The 17,356-nt window shown below is 69.4% G+C and carries 18 protein-coding genes; 10 read left to right on the forward strand and 8 right to left on the reverse strand.

From position 1 onward, the window contains the following. Positions 1–409 precede the first annotated feature (409 nt). The gene (gene amt, locus IGS68_RS27370; protein ID WP_247881430.1) at positions 410–2,893 is read left to right on the forward strand and encodes an ammonium transporter; all 2,484 of its coding nucleotides are present in this window, start codon (positions 410–412) and stop codon (positions 2,891–2,893) included. A gap of 12 nt (positions 2,894–2,905) precedes the next feature. Here the strand turns inward: amt and IGS68_RS27375 are convergent, their stop codons facing one another. Then, positions 2,906–3,955 carry a class I SAM-dependent methyltransferase gene (locus IGS68_RS27375; RefSeq protein WP_201076112.1) on the reverse strand — a complete coding sequence of 350 codons (1,050 nt, stop codon included), beginning with the start codon at positions 3,953–3,955 and terminating at the stop codon, positions 2,906–2,908. A gap of 265 nt (positions 3,956–4,220) precedes the next feature. Here IGS68_RS27375 and IGS68_RS27380 point away from each other — a divergent pair, with 265 nt between their 5' ends. Next, complete coding sequence (locus IGS68_RS27380; protein WP_201076114.1) at positions 4,221–4,946, forward strand: carbonic anhydrase; 726 nt, start codon at positions 4,221–4,223, stop codon at positions 4,944–4,946. Positions 4,947–4,987: 41 nt separating this feature from the next. Here the strand turns inward: IGS68_RS27380 and IGS68_RS27385 are convergent, their stop codons facing one another. From IGS68_RS27385 to IGS68_RS27395, 3 genes are all read right to left on the reverse strand, one after another. Next, positions 4,988–6,322 (reverse strand): DUF2254 domain-containing protein, encoded by a 1,335-nt coding sequence (locus tag IGS68_RS27385; RefSeq protein WP_201076115.1) that lies wholly within the window; start codon positions 6,320–6,322, stop codon positions 4,988–4,990. 99 nt (positions 6,323–6,421) lie between these two features. Further along, positions 6,422–7,204: a DODA-type extradiol aromatic ring-opening family dioxygenase gene (locus IGS68_RS27390; protein WP_201076116.1), complete on the reverse strand. Its 783-nt coding sequence runs from the start codon at positions 7,202–7,204 to the stop codon at positions 6,422–6,424. 104 nt (positions 7,205–7,308) lie between these two features. Beyond that, positions 7,309–7,599: a YciI family protein gene (locus tag IGS68_RS27395; RefSeq protein ID WP_201076117.1), complete on the reverse strand. Its 291-nt coding sequence runs from the start codon at positions 7,597–7,599 to the stop codon at positions 7,309–7,311. A 205-nt stretch (positions 7,600–7,804) separates the two neighbouring features. Between IGS68_RS27395 and IGS68_RS27400 the strand changes: the two genes are divergently transcribed. Continuing rightward, entirely contained in the window at positions 7,805–8,746 is a 942-nt protein-coding gene (locus tag IGS68_RS27400) for a DMT family transporter (RefSeq protein ID WP_201076118.1), read from the forward strand. Here the strand turns inward: IGS68_RS27400 and IGS68_RS27405 are convergent. Continuing rightward, positions 8,743–9,243: a DUF3429 domain-containing protein gene (locus tag IGS68_RS27405; protein ID WP_201076119.1), complete on the reverse strand. Its 501-nt coding sequence runs from the start codon at positions 9,241–9,243 to the stop codon at positions 8,743–8,745. The genes IGS68_RS27400 and IGS68_RS27405 overlap by 4 nt on opposite strands. A 118-nt stretch (positions 9,244–9,361) precedes the next feature. Here IGS68_RS27405 and IGS68_RS27410 point away from each other — a divergent pair, with 118 nt between their 5' ends. Then, on the forward strand, positions 9,362–10,123 hold the full coding sequence (locus tag IGS68_RS27410) for an SDR family NAD(P)-dependent oxidoreductase (protein ID WP_201076123.1): 762 nt from the start codon (positions 9,362–9,364) through the stop codon (positions 10,121–10,123). Positions 10,124–10,130: 7 nt separating this feature from the next. On the opposite strand, the gene IGS68_RS27415 is transcribed toward IGS68_RS27410, so the two are convergent. Next, positions 10,131–11,009 (reverse strand): methylated-DNA--[protein]-cysteine S-methyltransferase, encoded by an 879-nt coding sequence (locus tag IGS68_RS27415; RefSeq protein ID WP_201076125.1) that lies wholly within the window; start codon positions 11,007–11,009, stop codon positions 10,131–10,133. Between the two features lie 76 nt (positions 11,010–11,085). Beyond that, complete coding sequence (locus IGS68_RS27420) at positions 11,086–11,592, reverse strand: DUF2244 domain-containing protein (RefSeq protein WP_201076127.1); 507 nt, start codon at positions 11,590–11,592, stop codon at positions 11,086–11,088. Positions 11,593–11,690: 98 nt separating this feature from the next. On the opposite strand from IGS68_RS27420, the gene nth reads away from it, so the two are divergent. From nth to IGS68_RS27435, 3 genes are all read left to right on the forward strand, one after another. After that, positions 11,691–12,368: an endonuclease III gene (nth, locus tag IGS68_RS27425; RefSeq protein ID WP_201076129.1), complete on the forward strand. Its 678-nt coding sequence runs from the start codon at positions 11,691–11,693 to the stop codon at positions 12,366–12,368. 131 nt (positions 12,369–12,499) lie between these two features. Next, positions 12,500–13,417: a hypothetical protein gene (locus IGS68_RS27430; protein WP_201076131.1), complete on the forward strand. Its 918-nt coding sequence runs from the start codon at positions 12,500–12,502 to the stop codon at positions 13,415–13,417. Positions 13,418–13,448: 31 nt separating this feature from the next. After that, positions 13,449–13,955, forward strand: coding sequence for a L,D-transpeptidase family protein (locus IGS68_RS27435; RefSeq protein ID WP_201076134.1), 507 nt, complete (start codon positions 13,449–13,451; stop codon positions 13,953–13,955). 390 nt (positions 13,956–14,345) lie between these two features. Here IGS68_RS27435 and IGS68_RS27440 read toward each other — a convergent pair whose 3' ends face one another. Beyond that, entirely contained in the window at positions 14,346–15,053 is a 708-nt protein-coding gene (locus IGS68_RS27440) for a YggS family pyridoxal phosphate-dependent enzyme (protein WP_201076141.1), read from the reverse strand. A 286-nt stretch (positions 15,054–15,339) separates the two neighbouring features. On the opposite strand from IGS68_RS27440, the gene IGS68_RS27445 reads away from it, so the two are divergent. The 3 genes from IGS68_RS27445 (at position 15,340) to IGS68_RS27455 (ending at position 17,247) form a co-directional block, all read left to right on the forward strand. Beyond that, positions 15,340–16,533 (forward strand): cupin domain-containing protein, encoded by a 1,194-nt coding sequence (locus IGS68_RS27445; RefSeq protein ID WP_201076143.1) that lies wholly within the window; start codon positions 15,340–15,342, stop codon positions 16,531–16,533. A gap of 114 nt (positions 16,534–16,647) precedes the next feature. Next, complete coding sequence (locus IGS68_RS27450; protein WP_201076145.1) at positions 16,648–16,872, forward strand: AbrB/MazE/SpoVT family DNA-binding domain-containing protein; 225 nt, start codon at positions 16,648–16,650, stop codon at positions 16,870–16,872. Further along, positions 16,873–17,247 (forward strand): type II toxin-antitoxin system death-on-curing family toxin, encoded by a 375-nt coding sequence (locus tag IGS68_RS27455; RefSeq protein ID WP_201076147.1) that lies wholly within the window; start codon positions 16,873–16,875, stop codon positions 17,245–17,247. It abuts the gene before it with no gap. The last annotated feature ends 109 nt before the right edge of the window (positions 17,248–17,356 follow it).

Raw genomic sequence — 17,356 nt, forward strand, 5'->3', positions numbered from 1 at the left:
GGGATGAACGCAAGGGATCCGCAAGCTCGGCCGAAGACTTGGCGGCCGTCAAGTCACGAATCCTTAACAGATTGATTTCAATACTAACGTATGCGCCCCGCGTAGGCCAGCCGAACGACTCGGATCCTATATTCGGCGACTTTATCCGATAAGGGAGAAGAACGGCTCAATATGCCTCAGGGTTGTACGAATGCTTGATTGCACGGCATTTTATGAATCATAGTCGTGCCGACACTGCGGATCGGCTGCGGCGATGCTTTACTTAGATGCCATTCATTGATGCCATTCAGGGGAGTTGATAATGCGGTCGGCGATAATTCAGGCTCCTTGCGCCATCATCAATTCAAACCATTCTGTTCATGTTTCCCGCCGCCCGATCCGGCCGATATTCCGGCGACCCCTGGCCGTGATGCTGGCGGTCCTGTCCTCATCGGTCCTTCAGGCCGGTCCCGCGCTGGCCCAGGCGGCCGACACGGCCGGCGACCTGGCGGCCCGGCTGGCCGCGGTGGAGACCTTCCAGACCAACCTCAACTATGTCTGGGTCATGGCGGCCGCGGCCCTCGTCATGCTGATGCAGGTCGGGTTCCTGCTGCTCGAGGCCGGGCTGGTGCGCTCCAAGAACTCGGTCAACGTCGCCCAGAAGAACCTGGTCGATTTCGTCCTGGCCGTGGGCATCTTCGGGATGGTCGGATTCGCCCTGATGTTCGGCGCCGACCAGGCCGGCCTGATCGGCTGGAGCACCGGCATGATGCTGTTCAACCACTCCAGCGACTGGGACTACGCCTTCTTCATCTTCCAGCTCGTGTTCTGCGGCACCGCGGCCACCATCGTGTCCGGCGCCGTGGCGGAGCGGATGCGGTTCGGCAGCTATCTCTGGGCGACGGTCTTCGTCTCGGCGGTCATATACCCGGTGTTCGGCCACTGGGCCTGGGGCAACCTGCTGGACACGGGCAACCACGCCTTCCTGGGCAGCCAGGGCTTCATCGACTTCGCGGGATCGACGGTGGTGCATTCGATCGGCGGCTGGGTGGCGCTGGCGGCCGTGATCGTGATGGGTCCCCGGATCGGCCGGTTCGACCGGCACGGCCGGCCGGTCAAGATCCACGGCCACAGCCCGGTGCTGGCGACCTCCGGCGCGCTGATCCTGTGGGTCGGCTGGATCGGCTTCAACGGCGGCTCGACCCTGGCCGGCACGCCGCAGTTCGCCCACATCGTGTTCAACACCATCGTGTCCGGCGCCATGGGCGGCCTGTCCGGCATGTTCGCCGGCCGGCTGGTCGACCACAACTGGCGGGTCGACCGGGTGATCAACGGCGTGCTCGGCGGGCTGGTCGGGATCACCGCCGGGTGCGACGCGGTCACCTCCGGCGGGGCCGTCTTCATCGGGCTGTCGAGCGGTCTCGTCGTCCTGGTGGCGGGCGAGCTGCTGGAACGTGTGTTCAAGCTGGACGACGCGGTCGGCGCGGTCCCGGTCCATGGCGTCTGCGGCGCCTGGGGTACGCTGATGACGGCTTTCTTCGCGGCCTCCGACAAGCTCCCGGCGGGCGACGCCCTGTCCCAGTTCCTGATCCAGGCGCAGGGGGTGGCGGTCGCCTTCGCCTGGGGCTTCGGCGTCTCGTACCTTTTCTTCAGGCTGCTCAACAGCAACCTGGCCGGCGGCATGCGGGTCTCGCGGGAGGAGGAGCTGCTGGGCCTGAACGAGGCGGAGCACGGCGCCACGCTGGGCACCGGCCAGCTCCTGAACAACATGCTGGCGCTGTCGCGCGGCGGCGCCGACCTGAAGGTGCGGCTGGAGGAGGGCAGCGGCGACGAGGCGTCGGAGCTGGCCTACGCCTACAACCGGCTGATCGACAACATCGAGGCGATCGTCGGCGGCGTCGCGGACGGCGCGCGCGACCTGTCGCGGGCGGCCGACGGCCTGATGGCGCTGTCGTCCGACCTGGCCGCCCAGGCGCACGATGCCACCGCGAAGGCCGCCTCGGTGTCGCGTTCGACCGGCACCATGGCGGAGGACATGGTCAGGATCACCGACGCCGTCGGCGGCGTCCGGGCCAACGCCGACAGCATCGACCGCAGCGCGGCCAGCATGTCGGCCCATATCGAGGCCGCCGCCGCGGATACCCGGCGGGTGACCGAACGGATCTTCTCGATCGAGACCGGCATGGCGGCGGCCAGGCAGGTGGTGGAGCGGGCCATGGACCAGGCCGGCCGGGCCTCCTCGACGGTCGACCAGCTGAGCGTCGCCGCCGGGGCGATCGGCGACGTGCTGCGCCTGATCCGCGAGATCGCCGGGCAGACCAACCTGCTGGCGCTCAACGCCACCATCGAGGCGGCCAGGGCCGGGGAGGCCGGCAAGGGCTTCGCCGTGGTGGCGCAGGAGGTCAAGAACCTCGCCGGCCAGACCGCCCGCGCGGTCGAGGACATCGAGGGCAAGGTCGGCGCCATCCAGGGCGAGGCGGGGGAGGCCGTGTCGGTGATCCGGACCATCACCGAGGTGGTCGGCACCCTGGACGAGGCGGTCCGCTCGGTCTCGGCGGCGCTGGCCGAACAGGCCGACGCCGCACAGCACATCGCCGAGAGCATGGCCAACGCCAGCGGCGAATCGTCCAACGTCGCCGGCTCGATCGGCGAGGTGGCCGAGGCCGCGCGCGGGGCCCTCGCGATCGCCGAGACGGCGGCATCCGACAGCAGCCGCGTCACCGCGGAGGTCCAGGCGATGCGCGGCGCGGCGGAGGCGACCAATGTCCGGGCCGACCAGCTCGCGGCCACGGCCGCGGCGATCGGCGGCATCGCCCAGCGGCTGCGCGAACTGGTCGGGACCCTGGTGGCGGAACCGGGCTCGGTTGCCCGGCCGGCCCTGGCCCCGCCCGCGATGGCGCAAGCCGCGGAATAGCCCGCCGGGACGTCAGCGGGCGGTGTTGCGCCAGCCCTGCACGCCGTCCACCAGGGTCAGCGGCGCGCCCTCGGACAGCCGGATGATGGCCGGCCGCTCCATCTCCAGGTTCCATCCGGCACCGAGCAGGCTGTCCATCAGGCGCCCCTCGATCTGCCGCGAATGGGTGCCGATCACCATGTAGGCCACCCGGCGCGACAGGACGTCGATGCAGGAGTCCACCAGGTCGGCCTCGCCGCCCTGGATATCGACATGCAGCAGGTCGAGCCGCTCGCGGTCGCCGATCACCTCGTCCAGCGGGATCATCGGCAGCTCGTCGTGGCTCCCCGCGGCAAGCGCCCGGCGGCGCTCCTCCTCCGTCGCGTTGAAGATGGGCTCCAGCCCCCATTCCATGCCCGAGGTCTTCTGGCGCGGGAACAGGGCGGTGCCCGGCGCGGCGGCGGCGATGCCGTGGAACAGGGTGACCTCGTCCTCCGCGAAACCGTTGGAGGCGCAGGCCTCGCGCGCGAAGGCGATGTGTCCCGGGTCTCCCTCGACGCCGATCAGGTGCGGCTTGAGGCCCAGGCGCCGGGCGGCGACCCCGGTATTGTTCATCCAGCAGCCCCAGCCGCAGCCCAGCTCGGCCATGGTGAAGCTATCCCGGGCCAGCTCGACCGCGCGCAGGGCGGCACCCCATTCGGCGATGTCGGCATGCCAGTTGGCCGGGATCGGGATGTCCTCGACCTGCCCGGCCCGGTCGCCCAGGATCCCGGGCAGGAACTTGCTGTGGATGACGACGCCGAGGAAGTTGGTCAGATGGCCGTCGCGCGGCTCCAGCCGCGGCGCCGCATGCCGGCGCATGACCTCCTGGGCGTCGAAGCTGGCGTGATAGTGGTGGAAGGGGCTCGACATCCGCCTCCCGGCGAATTCCCCGGATTGCCCGATGGCGCGCACGACCGCGGCGGCGGACCCCATGCGGCGATAATTCTCGATGACGCTCTCGCTCTCCGGCCGCCGGCCGAGCAGCACGTCATAGATCGCCACGATGTCCTCGTGGGAGAGGGGTTGGGTTTTCTTCCACATGCGCTTCCGTCCCTAGCTGTCATCTTCGGCGAAGCCCGCCGGATCGGCCGATCGTTCCCAAGGGACTGTGTTGCCCGGGTTCGCGGCCGGGAAGCAACAAACCAAAGGTTGATATCCATGATCCTGCCCGATTACACCAGGCCGTGGCAACGATTGGGCCGGAAGCGGGGACTCCGGGCCACACATCCTGTTGCAAAGGCGGCGGGGGACTTCGGACAAGGGCTCCGCCGCATGGGGAAATCAGATCACGAAGGGGGAAACGACAGTGACCGGGATAGACAAGTCAAGGCGCGCATTCTTCAAGAGGACCTGCGGCGGTGCCGCGGCGGGGGTCCTCGCCGGCGCCATCCTTCCGGTCGGCACGGCCTTCGCGGCCGGCCCGGCCGCCAGGACCGACCTGACGCCCGACCAGGCGCTCGAACTGCTGAAGGAGGGCAACCGCAACTTCCGCACCGACAGCGCCTACCGGGCCGGCGAGAACCGCGACCGCCGGATCGAGATCGCGCGCGGCCAGACGCCGTTCGCCGTGCTGGTCAGCTGCTCCGACAGCCGCGTGCCGCCCGAGCTGCTGTTCGGCCGGGGCCTGGGGGAACTGTTCATCGTGCGCAACGCGGGCAATACCGTGGACACCTCGGCGCTGGGCAGCATCGAGTACGCGGTGGCGGAACTGGGCGTCCCGCTGGTCGTCGTGATGGGCCACCAGCGGTGCGGCGCGGTCGCCGCCGCGGTGTCGGTGGTGCGCGACAACGCCCGGTACCCCGGCAGCATCGGCAGGATGATCGAGCCGATCATCCCCGCGGTCCTGGCCGTGCGCGACGGGTCCGGCGACATGGTGGAGAACGCGGTCCGGTCCAACGTCCGGCGGATCGTCCGGCGGCTGCGCGAATCGGAGCCGATGCTCCTCGATCCGCTGGAGGCCGGCAAGCTGAAGATCGTCGGCGCGCGCTACGGTCTGGACGACGGCGTGGTGGAGTTCTTCGAGGACGCCTGACGCCCCGGGGATCTCGGCCCGGGGATCTGGCCGGCCTGCCGTCACACGTCGGTGGCGATCAGGCCGGCCAGCGCCGCCTCGTGCCGGTCGGCGATCTCGGCCCTGTCCTGCTCCTCCTCCAGGTTCCGCTGGCCGGAGGACGCGATCATCGCGGCGTGGCGGGCCAGCGCGTCGCGGTGCTCCGGGGTCCGGACGTGGAAGGCCAGCCGCGCGATGGTGTCGAGCAGGTGGATCAGGATGGCGGCCTGCCCGGCGGCGGCCTGCCGGATCTCGTTGAACGAGCGGTCGACCAGCCCGGTGAAGGTGGCGGGGTGAGCGATCAGCCTGACCTTCCCGTCCTCGTCCCGGTGCAGCGCCGGCTCCATGTCGCGCCCCATGGCGAGCGCCAGGGACGCCGCCAGGCGGTCGATCACCGCCACGGCGGTATAGGGATCGTTGATTCCGGGCGACAGCGCGCGCAGCGCCACTTCGACCAGCTGGCGGATGCTGAACTCGATGTCCTGGGTCGGCGTGCGGTCCGCGCCGACCACCACCGCGGCCGCGAGGCCCCGGGCGATCCCGTCGCCGGAGCGGTCGCGCGGGGCGAAGGAGGCGTGGCGGCCCCCGGCCAGCAGGTGCCATCCCGCGCGGAACCGCAGCGTCAGGACGACGTCGTGCTCGCGCGCGAGCGCCACCAGCGCGCCATGGTCGATGGTCTGGACATAGCCTCCCCGGGGCAGGCTGAGGTCGGCGCCGCCGGCGTCCGGGTCGTCCCCGCCGGTGCGCAGGTCTTGCCGGGGGAGCGCGCCCGGCTCCGGCAGGAGGCGCCGCACCACCTCGTCCAGTTCGTCGCCGACCCGGTTGATCACCGTGTCCGAGACGATCGAGCTGGCGAGATGGTGGACGTAGAACAGCAGCAGGAAGATGCAGGCAAGCGACAGGGCCGAGCCGACCGTGATGGCGACGTTGGGCACCTTCTCGGCGTCAAGGTGGTCGTCGACCCGCCGGTAGACCAGCAGCAGGTAGACGATCGTCATCACGAAGAAGCCCAGCGCCGCCTGGGTGCGGCTGTCTCCGATGAAGTTCCGGATCAGGCGCGGCCCGAGCTGGCTGGCCGCCAGGGTCAGCACCACCATGGTGATCGAGATCGCCAGGGTCGCCATGGTGATGATCGACGACAGCAGCGTGGACAGCAGGTCGCTGGCATTCTCCGCCTTGCCGCTGTAGAGCCACCAGACGCGCTCGCGCGAGCCCATCAGGTTGGCGTCGACCCCCAGCGCGAACACCGCCAGGACCAGGGCTCCCACCGTCATCAGCACGGGAACGAACCACAGGTTCGTCCTCAGCCGACCCCAGATGTCGAGCAGGCGGTCGTAGGTCGCGTCTCTGATTTCCAAGGGAACATCCGCTCGGCAGCCGGAACAGGTTCAATTTCGAACACAATCCCGGCAAATCCGTTCCGCCGCGCCCCCTGTTCTTCGGATCGCCCCGGCCCGTCACGCGAACTCGTAGACATCCATCGCCAGCACCCCGAAGGCATGGCCGGCATGGACGCGGGCGCCGCGCGGCTCCGACGCGGCGCCGATCGCCGCGAACAGCGGCATCAGGTGCTCCTCGGTCGGATGGTTGCGTTCCGCGAAGGGAGCCTGCCGGCGGTAGTCCAGCAGATCGGCGGTGCGGCCGTCGCGGATCGCCTCGGCCAGCCACTCGCCGAACCCCGAGACCCAGTCCGGCGCCGGCGCGTCGTGGGCATTGCCCCTGAACTCGTACAGGTTATGGGTGGCGCTGCCCGACGCCAGCACCAGCACGCCCGAGTCCCGCAGCGGGCGGACGGCCTCGCCCAGCGCCAGATGGTCGGCCGGGCCGCCGTCGCGCAGGATCGAGAGCTGGGCGACCGGGACGTCGGCGGCGGGATACATCAGCGACAGCGGCACCCAGGCGCCATGGTCGAGTCCCCGTTCCGGGTCGAGCCCGACCGGCCGCCCCGTCGCGGCCTCCACCCGGCGCGCCGCCTCCGCCGCCATGTCCGGAGCACCCGGAGCGGGATAGCGGATCCGGTGAAGGGCTTCCGGAAAGCCCCGGAAATCGTGGATGGTTCCCGGCGCGGGGCTGGTGCCGACCGCCGGCGCCGCGGTCTCCCAATGGGCGGACACCACCAGGATCGCTTCCGGCCTCCCCAGCCGCTCGCCGTAGCCGCGCAGGAAATCGGCGGCGCCGCCCCGCTCCAGGGCCAGGGTGGGCGAACCGTGCGAGACGAACAGGCTGGGGAAACGGGACATGCCAAGGCTCCGGCAAGGGGGACGATCACATGCCCCCACTATGGACCCGATCATCCGCCGGCATAATCCACCGACCGGTGGATGGACTGTATCGCCGCGTGCAACTATGCCAGCGGCGCGCAGCGGAACGGGCGCACCTCGATCTTCTGCCAGACATTGCCGGTGACGTAGGGGTCGCGGGCCAGCCAGGCATCCACCGCCGCCCGGTCGGGCATCTCCACGATGCAGGAGGAGCCGATCATGCGCCCCTCGTCGTCCAGGATGGCGCCGCCGACGATCATGCTGCCGTCCGCCTTCATGGCGCGGGCGGCCTCGATATGGGCCTCGCGGACCGCCATGCGCCGGTCCAGCGCCGCTTCGTCGGTCCCGTCATAGGCGATCACCAGGAACTGCATCTTCCTTCTCCTCCCGATTCGATTGCTTGCCGGCCCAGCATAGGCCGGCCGCCGCGGAAACCGGCCTGCCGCATGGCAGACTTGCGCTCCGCGCAGTTCTACGGGGTTGCGGCCGGTTGGTCGTCCGGAGCGATGCGGGCATAGTGTCGCACAGGCATCCTTCACGCCGCCTCCCTTTCCCGCAGAGACCCGGCAGTCCTTTCCATTGGCTTTCTTCAGCACCCGCCTGTTCCCGTCCAAGCTTTCCGTCACGGTGGAGGGGGCGCTGTGGATGGTCACGGCGGCGGCCCTGTTCTCGGTGCTGAACCTGCTGATCCGCCACGCCTCGACCGAGCTGCATCCGTTCCAGGTCACCTTCTTCCGCAACTTCTTCAGCCTGGCCTTCATGCTGCCCTGGCTGATGCGCGCGGGGTTGGGCGGCCTGCGCACCCGCAAGTGGGGCCTCTACTCGACGCGCGCCCTGACCGGGCTGGCCGCCATGCTGACCTGGTTCTACGCGATCAGCGTGATGCCCCTGGCGGAGGCGGTGGCGCTCAACTTCACCACGCCGCTGTTCGCCACCGTGGGCGCAGCGCTCTTCCTGGGCGAGGTGGTCCGGCTGCGGCGCTGGACCGCCACCGTCGTGGGGTTCCTCGGCGTCCTCGTGATCGTCAGGCCCGATGCGGATGCCATCGACCTGATGGCGGTGCTGGTGCTGGTGTCGGCCTGCTTCAGCGCGGCGTCGGCGCTCCAGGTCAAGGCGCTGGCGCGCACCGAGTCGACCACCGCCATGGTGACCTACATGGTGCTGTTCCTGACGCCGATGTCGCTGGTCCCGGCGCTGTTCGTCTGGTCCTGGCCGAGCTGGGGGATGCTGGTCTGGCTGGTCGCCATGGGCGGCGTCGCGACCCTGGGCCACCTGTCGCTGACCCGCGCCTTCCACATGGCCGACGCCTCCGCGATGATGCCGTTCGACTACACCAAGCTGCCCTTCGCGGCGCTGCTCGGCTACGTCATGTTCGGCGAGACCATGGACCTGTGGAGCTGGGTCGGCGCCGGGATCATCGCCGGCTCCACCATCTACATCGCCCAGCGGGAGGCGTCGCTGGCCCGCCGGGAGCGGACGGCCGCCGCGGCCTCGGCCAGCGTCCGGGACCCCGGGCGCTAGCCGGCGACCGGGCCGGGCGCCAGCCCCAGCAGCACCCGGACCAGCGACAGCGCGAGCGCCAGGATCACCAGCAGGGTCAGGATCCCGCGCATCGGCAGGTACCAGGCGGGCGCGTGGCCGGCCCGCACGGCGGCGCGGTCGCCGAGATACATGCCGGCGAAGGCCACGATGAAGGTGACCAGCGCCGGCACCGCCGTCAGGACGACGGCGACCCAGGCCACCAATGCCGGCACCACGCTCCAGCCCAGGCGGGCCCAGGTCATGGCGGGCGCCGGGTCGCCGGGGGACGGGGGATCGCCGCCCCGGTTCGCCAGCGCCAGGCCCCAGTGGACGGCGCCCAGGAACGACAGGATGGTCGCGGCATAGAGGACCTGGACCTGGAGCGCATGGACGTTCCAGGGCAGCGGCGCCAGCCAGACGGCGGCCGCTCCCAGGTAGAAGGGGATCAGCCCGGCGAAGCCGAGCGCGAGGGCGGGACGGGGAGTATCGGACAGCATGACCGGTGACAAGCTAGGGCGGCGGGCTGTTCCGTCCATCCCCCGCCCGGGTGCTGCATTCGCCCGCCCACTCTGCTAAAGAGCGGGCCGATCCAACAGAATGAAGGGAGGACGACCGATGAAGGTCAGGAATCATGCCGCCATCATCACCGGCGGCGGCTCGGGCATGGGGGCGGAGACGGCCCGGCGCCTCGCGGCGGAAGGGGCCAAGGTCGCCCTGTTCGACCTCAACGTCGATGCCGTCCAGGCGGTGGCCGACGAGATCGGCGGAATCGCGGTCCAATGCGACGTGTCCGACGCCGCCAGCACCGAGGCGGCCTTCGCCGCGGCGCGCGAGGCCCACGGCCCGGCCCGCATCGCGATCAGCTGCGCCGGCGTGGCGACGCCCGGCCGCATCGTCGGCCGCGAGGGGCCGCTCGACCTCGCCGCCTTCAAGCGGGTGGTGGACATCAACCTGGTCGGCACCTTCAACGTGATGCGGCTGGCCGCCTACGACATGAGCAAGCTCGACCCGCTGGAAACGTCGGAACGGGGCGTCATCATCAACACGGCCTCGGTCGCCGGGTTCGAGGGCCAGATCGGCCAGGCCGCCTACGGCTCGTCCAAGGGCGGCGTGATCGCGCTGGGCCTGCCGGCCGCGCGCGAGCTGGCGCGCTCCGGCATCCGGGTCATGACCATCGCGCCGGGCCTGATCGCCACGCCGATGCTGCTGACCATGCCGCAGGAGGTCCAGGACAGCCTCGCCGCCTCGGTGCCGTTCCCCAACCGCTTCGGCGACGCGGGCGAATACGCCGACCTGGCGCTGCACATCATCGGCAACGTCATGCTGAACGGCGACGTCATCCGCCTGGACGGCGCCCTGCGCCTCGCGCCGAAGTAAATCGGGCCTATCCCGCGGCGCGGGCCGCCTCGTAGGCCAGCAGGGCCTTCTTGCGGCACACGCCCCAGCGGTAATTGTGGACGACGCCCGACTTCAGGATCACCCGGTGGCACGGGATGATCAGGCTGATCGGGTTGCGTCCCACGGCGGCCCCGACGGCGCGCGGCGCCTCCGGCCGGCCGACCGCGCGGGCCAGGTCCTGGTAGCTGACGAACCGGCCGACGGGAATGCGCAGCAGCGCCTCCCAGACCTTGATCTGGAAATTGGTGCCGCGCAGCACCAGCGGGATCGCCTCTTCCGGCCCCTCGCTTGCCGCGGCACCGCCGCCGAAGACCCGGTCCGCGATCGCGGCGGTGGCGGCGGGGTCCTCGACCAGCCGGGACTCGCCCCATTCCTCCAGGAAGGTGGCGATCGCCCCCCGCTCGTCGCCGTCGATCACGAAGCTCAGCCAGCACAGCCCGCGCGGCGTGGCCGCCATCAGCGCGCGCCCGAACGGGCTGTCGTGCAGGCCCCAGCGGACCGTCAGGCTGGCGGCCCCGGCCTTGTAGTCGCCGGGGGTCATCGCCTCGCACGCGACGAACAGGTCGTGAAGGCGGCTGGGACCGGACAGCCCGACCTCCAGCGCGGTGTCCAGCACGCTGCCGTCCGCGTCGAGCAGGCGCTTGGCATGGCCCAGCGTCACGAACTGGGCGAACCGCTTGGGGCTGATCCCGGCCCAGCGCTTGAACACGCGCTGGAAATGGAACGGGCTCATGTTCGCCGCCGCGGCCATGTCCTCCAGCGACGGCTGGTCCTGGTAGCCGTCCACGATCCGGTCGATCGCGGCGGCGATGGCGGCGTAGTGGCTGCGAAGGTCCTGGTCTTCGGTCAGTTCGGCGGCGGTCATCTCATCCTCCCCGGATTGATGGACGGCATATGCCGCCGATTCCGGGGCCGGGCCAACCCGATTCTTGCGGTGCCGGTCAGGCGCCGGGATGGACGCGCCGGCACCGGCCCAGCGCCTCGTTCAGCGCCTTGGCGAAGTCCAGCCGCTCCTCCGGCGACAGGAAGGAGCCGACGGTCAGGGTCTGGCCGTGGCTGGTCAGCGTCACCTGACTCTCGTGCTCGGGCGGATCGTCCATGGTGACCCGCAGCCAATGGGGCTGGAAGGTCCAGGACCGGTCGTCGCCGGTCACGCCGACCCGATGGACCACCAGCTCGCGCTCGGTCAGGCGGACCGTCTCGTATATGCGGGCGCTGCGGTAGCTCCGGCGGAAAGCCCACCAGACCAGCAGGATGTCCAGCCCGAAGAAGCCGAAGACCGGCCAGGCGCCCTGGAGCCAGAAGAACCCGCCGACCGTCAGGCTGATCGCCGTGAAGGCCCCCATGAAGATCGCGAATCCCCGCCGCGACAGGCTCCTGTGCGGGTGCAGGATCGCGTCGAAGAAGATCCGCGGTTCCGCGGCATCGTCATGGGCAATGGCGGTCATGGAACTAGGATATGATGCGTCCGGGGAAATGGTAAAGACCGATCGGTACGGATCGTCCGCCCTTGGCGCGGGGCGGAACCGGGAGATATCCTAGGACCATGAAGCCAGCCGACATCGAAGAATTCTTCCGCCGTCTTGCCGCCGACAACCCGGCGCCCAAGACCGAATTGGAGTTCACCAACCCCTACACCCTGCTGGTCGCCGTGGTGCTGTCCGCCCAGGCGACCGACGTCGGCGTCAACAGGGCGACGGGCCCGCTGTTCCAGGTCGTCCAGACGCCGCGGCAGATGCTCGACCTGGGGGAGGAGAAGCTTCGCCACCACATCAGGACGATCGGCCTGTTCAACACCAAGGCCAGGAACGTCATGAAGCTGTCGGAGATCCTGGTCGCCCAGCACGGCGGCGAGGTGCCGCGCAAGCGGAAGGAGCTGGAAGCCCTGCCCGGCGTCGGCCGCAAGACCGCCAACGTGGTTCTGAACGTGGCGTTCGGCCAGACCACCATCGCGGTGGACACCCACATCTTCCGCGTCTCCAACCGCACCGGGCTGGCGCGCGGCAAGACACCGGAGGAGGTCGAGCGCAAGCTGGTGCGCTACGTGCCGGCCCGCTGGAAGCCCCACGCCCACCACTGGCTGATCCTGCACGGCCGCTATATCTGCAAGGCCCGCAAGCCGGACTGCCCCGCCTGCGTCGTGCGCGACCTCTGCGCCTTTCCCGACAAGACCACCGAGCGCGACATGCTGGAGGATCCGCCCGTGCCGGTCAGCGCCGGCTGACCGGCAGGATCTTCCGGGCACCGGCAGCTTTTGCCGGGGAGGGGCGGCGTCCCAAAGCCCGCGGGGCGCGGGACGCGCCCCCTCCGCACTTGGCACGCCCCTTGCTGATAGTCCGGGCAGGAGGCCATGCCATGTCCATCGATACCCTGACCGCCACCCGCGCGACGCCCCGGAACTGGGAGACCCCGGTCCCGAACGGAGTCGCCGAGAACGAGATGCCGGATACCGGGGAGGTCGAGATGTCCTTCTGGGACTTCGTCGACATCGTCAATCCGCTCCAGCACATCCCGGTGGTCAACACGGTCTACCGCGAGCTGACCGGCGACACCATCAAGGGCGTGTCGCGGGTGATCGGCGGCGGCCTCTATGGCGGGATCGTCGGCCTGGTCGCCGGCGTCGGCAGCGCCATCATCGCCGAGACCACCGGCAAGGACCCGGGCGAGCACCTGATGGCCATGGTCACCGGGTCCGGCGACGGGGAGCCGGCGGCCGAGGCGCCCCAGGTCGCGTCGGCGGAAACCCCCCGGCCCTCCGCCCCGCCTCCCGGCGAACCGGCTCCCGCCACGGCGGCGGCACCTCCCGCAACCCCGGCCGTCCCGGCCATCCCGCCGGCCATGGCGGAGGCGGCGCCGGCCGGGGAGATCCTGATCCCGGCCGCGGTGATGCCCAACCCGGTTCCCGCCTCCCGCCGGCCGGGCGAGTCCGACTCGAAGTTCTTCGCGGTGCCCAAGCGCGTCGAGGGCCTCCAGCCGAAATCGACGCCGCCGATCGCGACCGGGCCGGGCGCCAACCTGGAGAAGATGCCGGCCCATCGCGCCTCCGCCCAGCTTGCCGCAGCCCAGGCCGCGGAGAAGCCGGCAGCCGCGCCCGCTACTCCCGCCCCCTCCCAGACCTCTAGCTGGCCACCCGGCGGATCGGCCCAGATTCCGCCGGAACTGGTCGCCGACATGATGATGAACGCCTTGGACAAGTACCGCCAGGGCGCCCGCACCGGCACCGCCGCCGCACCAGCCGGCAACTCCCCCGGCGCGGCCCGCGGCAGCTATTGATCGGATCGCCCGCGTCGGATAGGCAAGGGACATGGATATCGAGGTTTCACGGGACGGCGTCCTGACCTGGCCCGGCGGCAGCTTCCGCTGCGCGCTCGGCCGCGGCGGCATCAGCGCCGCCAAGCGCGAGGGCGACGGCGCCACGCCGGTCGGCAGCTTCGCCCTGCGCCGGGTGCTCTACCGCCCGGACCGGCTGGCCGCTCCCGAAACCGCGCTTCCCGTGGCGCCCATCGCTCCGGACGACGGCTGGTGCGACGACCCCGCAGATCCGGACTACAACCGCCCGGTCAAGCTCCCCTTCGCCCCCCGCCACGAGGAGATGTGGCGGGCCGACGGCCTGTACGACGTCGTCGTGGTGATCGGGCACAACGACGACCCCGTCGTCCCCGGCGAGGGCAGCGCCGTCTTCATGCATGTGGCGAAGCCCGATTACGAGCCGACCGCCGGCTGCGTCGCCCTGGCGCTGCCCGACCTGCTGGCCCTCCTGCGCGACTGCCGCCCGGGCGACCGCCTGTCCGTCGCGGGCCCGGTCGCCTGATCCCGACCGAAGGCTGTCCGGCACGGCGAATGCTCATCAACCCCAAGCTGATGCTCAGAATACTTCATCTTCCCTTTATCGTCATGCCCGGACTTGATCCACGGCTGTCCGGCATGGAGATTGCTTACTCTGCGAAAGGATTAATCTTGGGCAGAAACACTCCGTTTTCGTCATGGCCGGACTTGATCCGGCCATCGTTCGCGGGAAGCATCGAAGCCTCCGTGCCTTGAGATCCGCGGGTCAAGCCCGTGGATGACGAACCGGAAGAGAAAACAATCGCTAGAAGCGTTCTCAGTGGTTGATGAGCAAGTGCCGTGCCGGACACCCATGGATCAAGTCCAGCCATCCTATCGCAGGTTTGCGCAAGCGCCGATCCCTGTCCCGTCCTCCCTACTCCTTCGCCGGCCGGGCGCCGAAGATCGCGGTGCCGACGCGGACATGGGTGGCGCCGAAGCGTACCGCCGTCCCGTAGTCGCCGCTCATGCCCATGCTGACCACGGGCAGGCCGTGGCGTTTCGCCAGGTCGGACAGCAGCGCGAAATGCAGGGCGGGCTCCTCGTCCGCCGGCGGGATGCACATCAGTCCGGCGACCGGCAGGCCGTATTCGGTCCGGCAGGTCTCCAGGAAGGCGCCGACCTCCTCCGGCGGGATGCCGGCCTTCTGCGGCTCCGCCCCCGTATTGACCTCGACGTAGCAGGCCGGCCGACGGCCCTGCTTCGCCATCTCCTCGGCCAGCGCCTTGGCCAGCTTCGGCCGGTCCACGGTCTGGATCACGTCGAACAGGGCCACCGCCTCCTTCACCTTGTTGGTCTGGAGCGGGCCGATCAGGTGAAGCTCGATGTCCGGATAGCGTTCGCGCAGGCTCGGGAACTTGGCCTTCGCCTCCTGCACCCTGTTCTCGCCGAACACGCGCTGGCCGGCTTCCAGCGCCGCCTCCAGCTTCTCGACCGGCTGGACCTTGCCGACGGCGACCAGCGTGACGCCGGCGGGATCGCGCCCGGCCTCGCGGGCGGCCTCGGCGATGGCGCTGCGCACGGCCGCCAGATTGGCGGCGACGTCGGAACCGGACTCGGGCATGGGCGTATCGTTGGTCATCATGATCCGTCTTGTCGCGCATCGGGCGGGAAACGGCAAGGCCCAACCCGGATGGCGGCCCCGGCTCCGCTGCCGCCGGAGATGCCGGGATCACGGATGAACGGGATGGGCACGGATACCATTTCCCCCTGGTGGATTCGTCCCCCGGACTGATATTCGATGGGCAAGAAAACGCATCCGTGCCTATCCGTGCCTATCCGTGTCCATCCGTGATCCTGCCGCCCCCGCGAACAAAGGCTTGACCGGATCTCGCCCCCGGGCCGGATCGGACCCGCCAGAGAGGGAGCCCATGTCCGAGACGATCGCCAGCCTGGCCGACATCCTTCACCCGCTGACGCCGGAGGAGTTCTTCCGCGACTATCACGGCCGAAAGCCCCTCCACATTCCCGGTGCCGCCGGCAAGCTGGCCTCGGTCATGGACTGGCGCACGCTGTCGGGGCTGCTCGGCCAGTCCGGCCTGTGGTCGTCCAAGTCGCTCCAGCTCGTGCTCGACACCCGCATCCTCGACGCCCCGGACTATTGCCGGCCGGGCCTGGACCGGGAGGGGCGGGAAGCCATGATGGCCGACCTGGACAAGGTCGGCACCTGGCTGCGGCGCGGCGCTTCCCTGGTGTGCAACGATATCGACAGCCTGACCCCCGGCCTGAAGGCGGTCGCCAACGCGCTGGAGCAGGGCGTCGGCGGCAAGGCGCAGGCCAACCTCTATTGCTCGTGGCGGGCGCACCAGGCGTTCGGCAGCCATTTCGACACCCACGACGTCTATGCCCTGCATGTGGAGGGGCAGAAGACCTGGCGGATCTACCAGCGCCATTTCGAGGACCCGATCGCCCATCCCTTCTTCAAGACCTTGGGGCAGGAGTTCCACGACAAGCACAAGGGTCCCGTCAGCCTGGAGGTCACGCTGAAGCCGGGCGACGTGCTGTACCTGCCGCGCGGCTGGTACCACGACGCGCTGGCCTCGGCCGAGACCGCGATCCACATCGCCTTCGGCCTGACCTCGGTGATCGGGCTCGACCTGATCTCCATGCTGTTCGAGCGGGCGGTGCAGGACCCCGTGTTCCGCCGCACCGTGCCCCGGCCCGACGCGCCGGACGGCGCCATGGCCGAGCATCTGGCGGCGCTGGGCGCCCGGGTCGCGGAGTATGTGCGGGAGCCGGCCGTCGTCCAGCAGTTCGCCGCCTTCATGCGGGGCTACCACTACGACCGGGGCTCGCTCGACCTGCCCGGCGACGCCCTGGCGAAGCGCTGGCGCCGCCGCAACGCCAATCTCAAGGTGACCCGCGGCCCGGCCGGCTGGCAGCTGGGCGACGACCGCCGCGCCGTGCCGATCCCGCCGGGCGCCGAGGGGCCGGTATCCTGGGTCGTCGGCCGCGAGAGCTTCACCGAGACCGAACTGGCCCAGGCGCATCCCGGCCTGAACGAGAAGGCCCGGCGCCAGTTGCTGACCGACTTGTCCAACATGAAGGTGGTCGAAGTGGCGTGATCAGGGATCGGGGTCGATCTTCTTTTTCCTCCTTGCAGCGGTTTTGGAGTTGACTTGACGCAGCCACCGCATGAGAGTGACGTTCATACGATCGTTATAACATGAGGATGCGGCATGCTGACGCTCAAATTCACCCAGGTAGGCAATTCGATCGGCTTGGTCTTCCCGAAGGAAGCGACTTCCCGACTGAAAGTCGAGAAGGGCGACGTCGTCTATCTGACCGAGACGCCGGACGGCTACAAATTGACACCCTATAACCCCGAGTTCGAGGCACAGATGAATGCTGCCGAGAAAATCATGAAAAAGCGGCGGAATGTCTTGCGTCAGCTCGCAAAATAAATGCAACGCATCTGGATTTCGCATGACGTTGTCATTGCCATTCACGAAGCGCAACTTGCGGAACACGGCGGCGCTTCGGGAATAAAAGATATTGCGTTTCTCGAATCAGCACTTGCCCACCCGCTCAACTTCGAGAATTACGGCGAACCGGACATTGCCGATCTTGCGGCCTCATATGCCTGCGGCGTCGCGGGGAATCATCCGTTCGTCGATGGAAACAAGCGAACGGCGTTCGTGGTGATGGAACTTTTCCTGGAGCTGAATGGCCAGGAATTGAAGGCCAGTGATGCGGCGTGTGTCGAAACCATGCTGAAGGTCGCGGCAGGAGAAATGGACCAGGAAGCCATGGCCGCTTGGATAAGGGCGAACCTTTAGGGCTGTCAGGTTCAAGACGACAGAGCCTGCCCAACGAAAACGGGGCGGTGGTTCGCACCACCGCCCCGGTTCCGAAGCCTCCAGGAACTTCCCCTGCCCGCGAGGGCCG

Origin of the sequence: Skermanella sp. TT6 (assembly GCF_016653635.2) — a bacterium.
Classification (GTDB): Bacteria; Pseudomonadota; Alphaproteobacteria; order Azospirillales; family Azospirillaceae; genus Skermanella; species Skermanella cutis.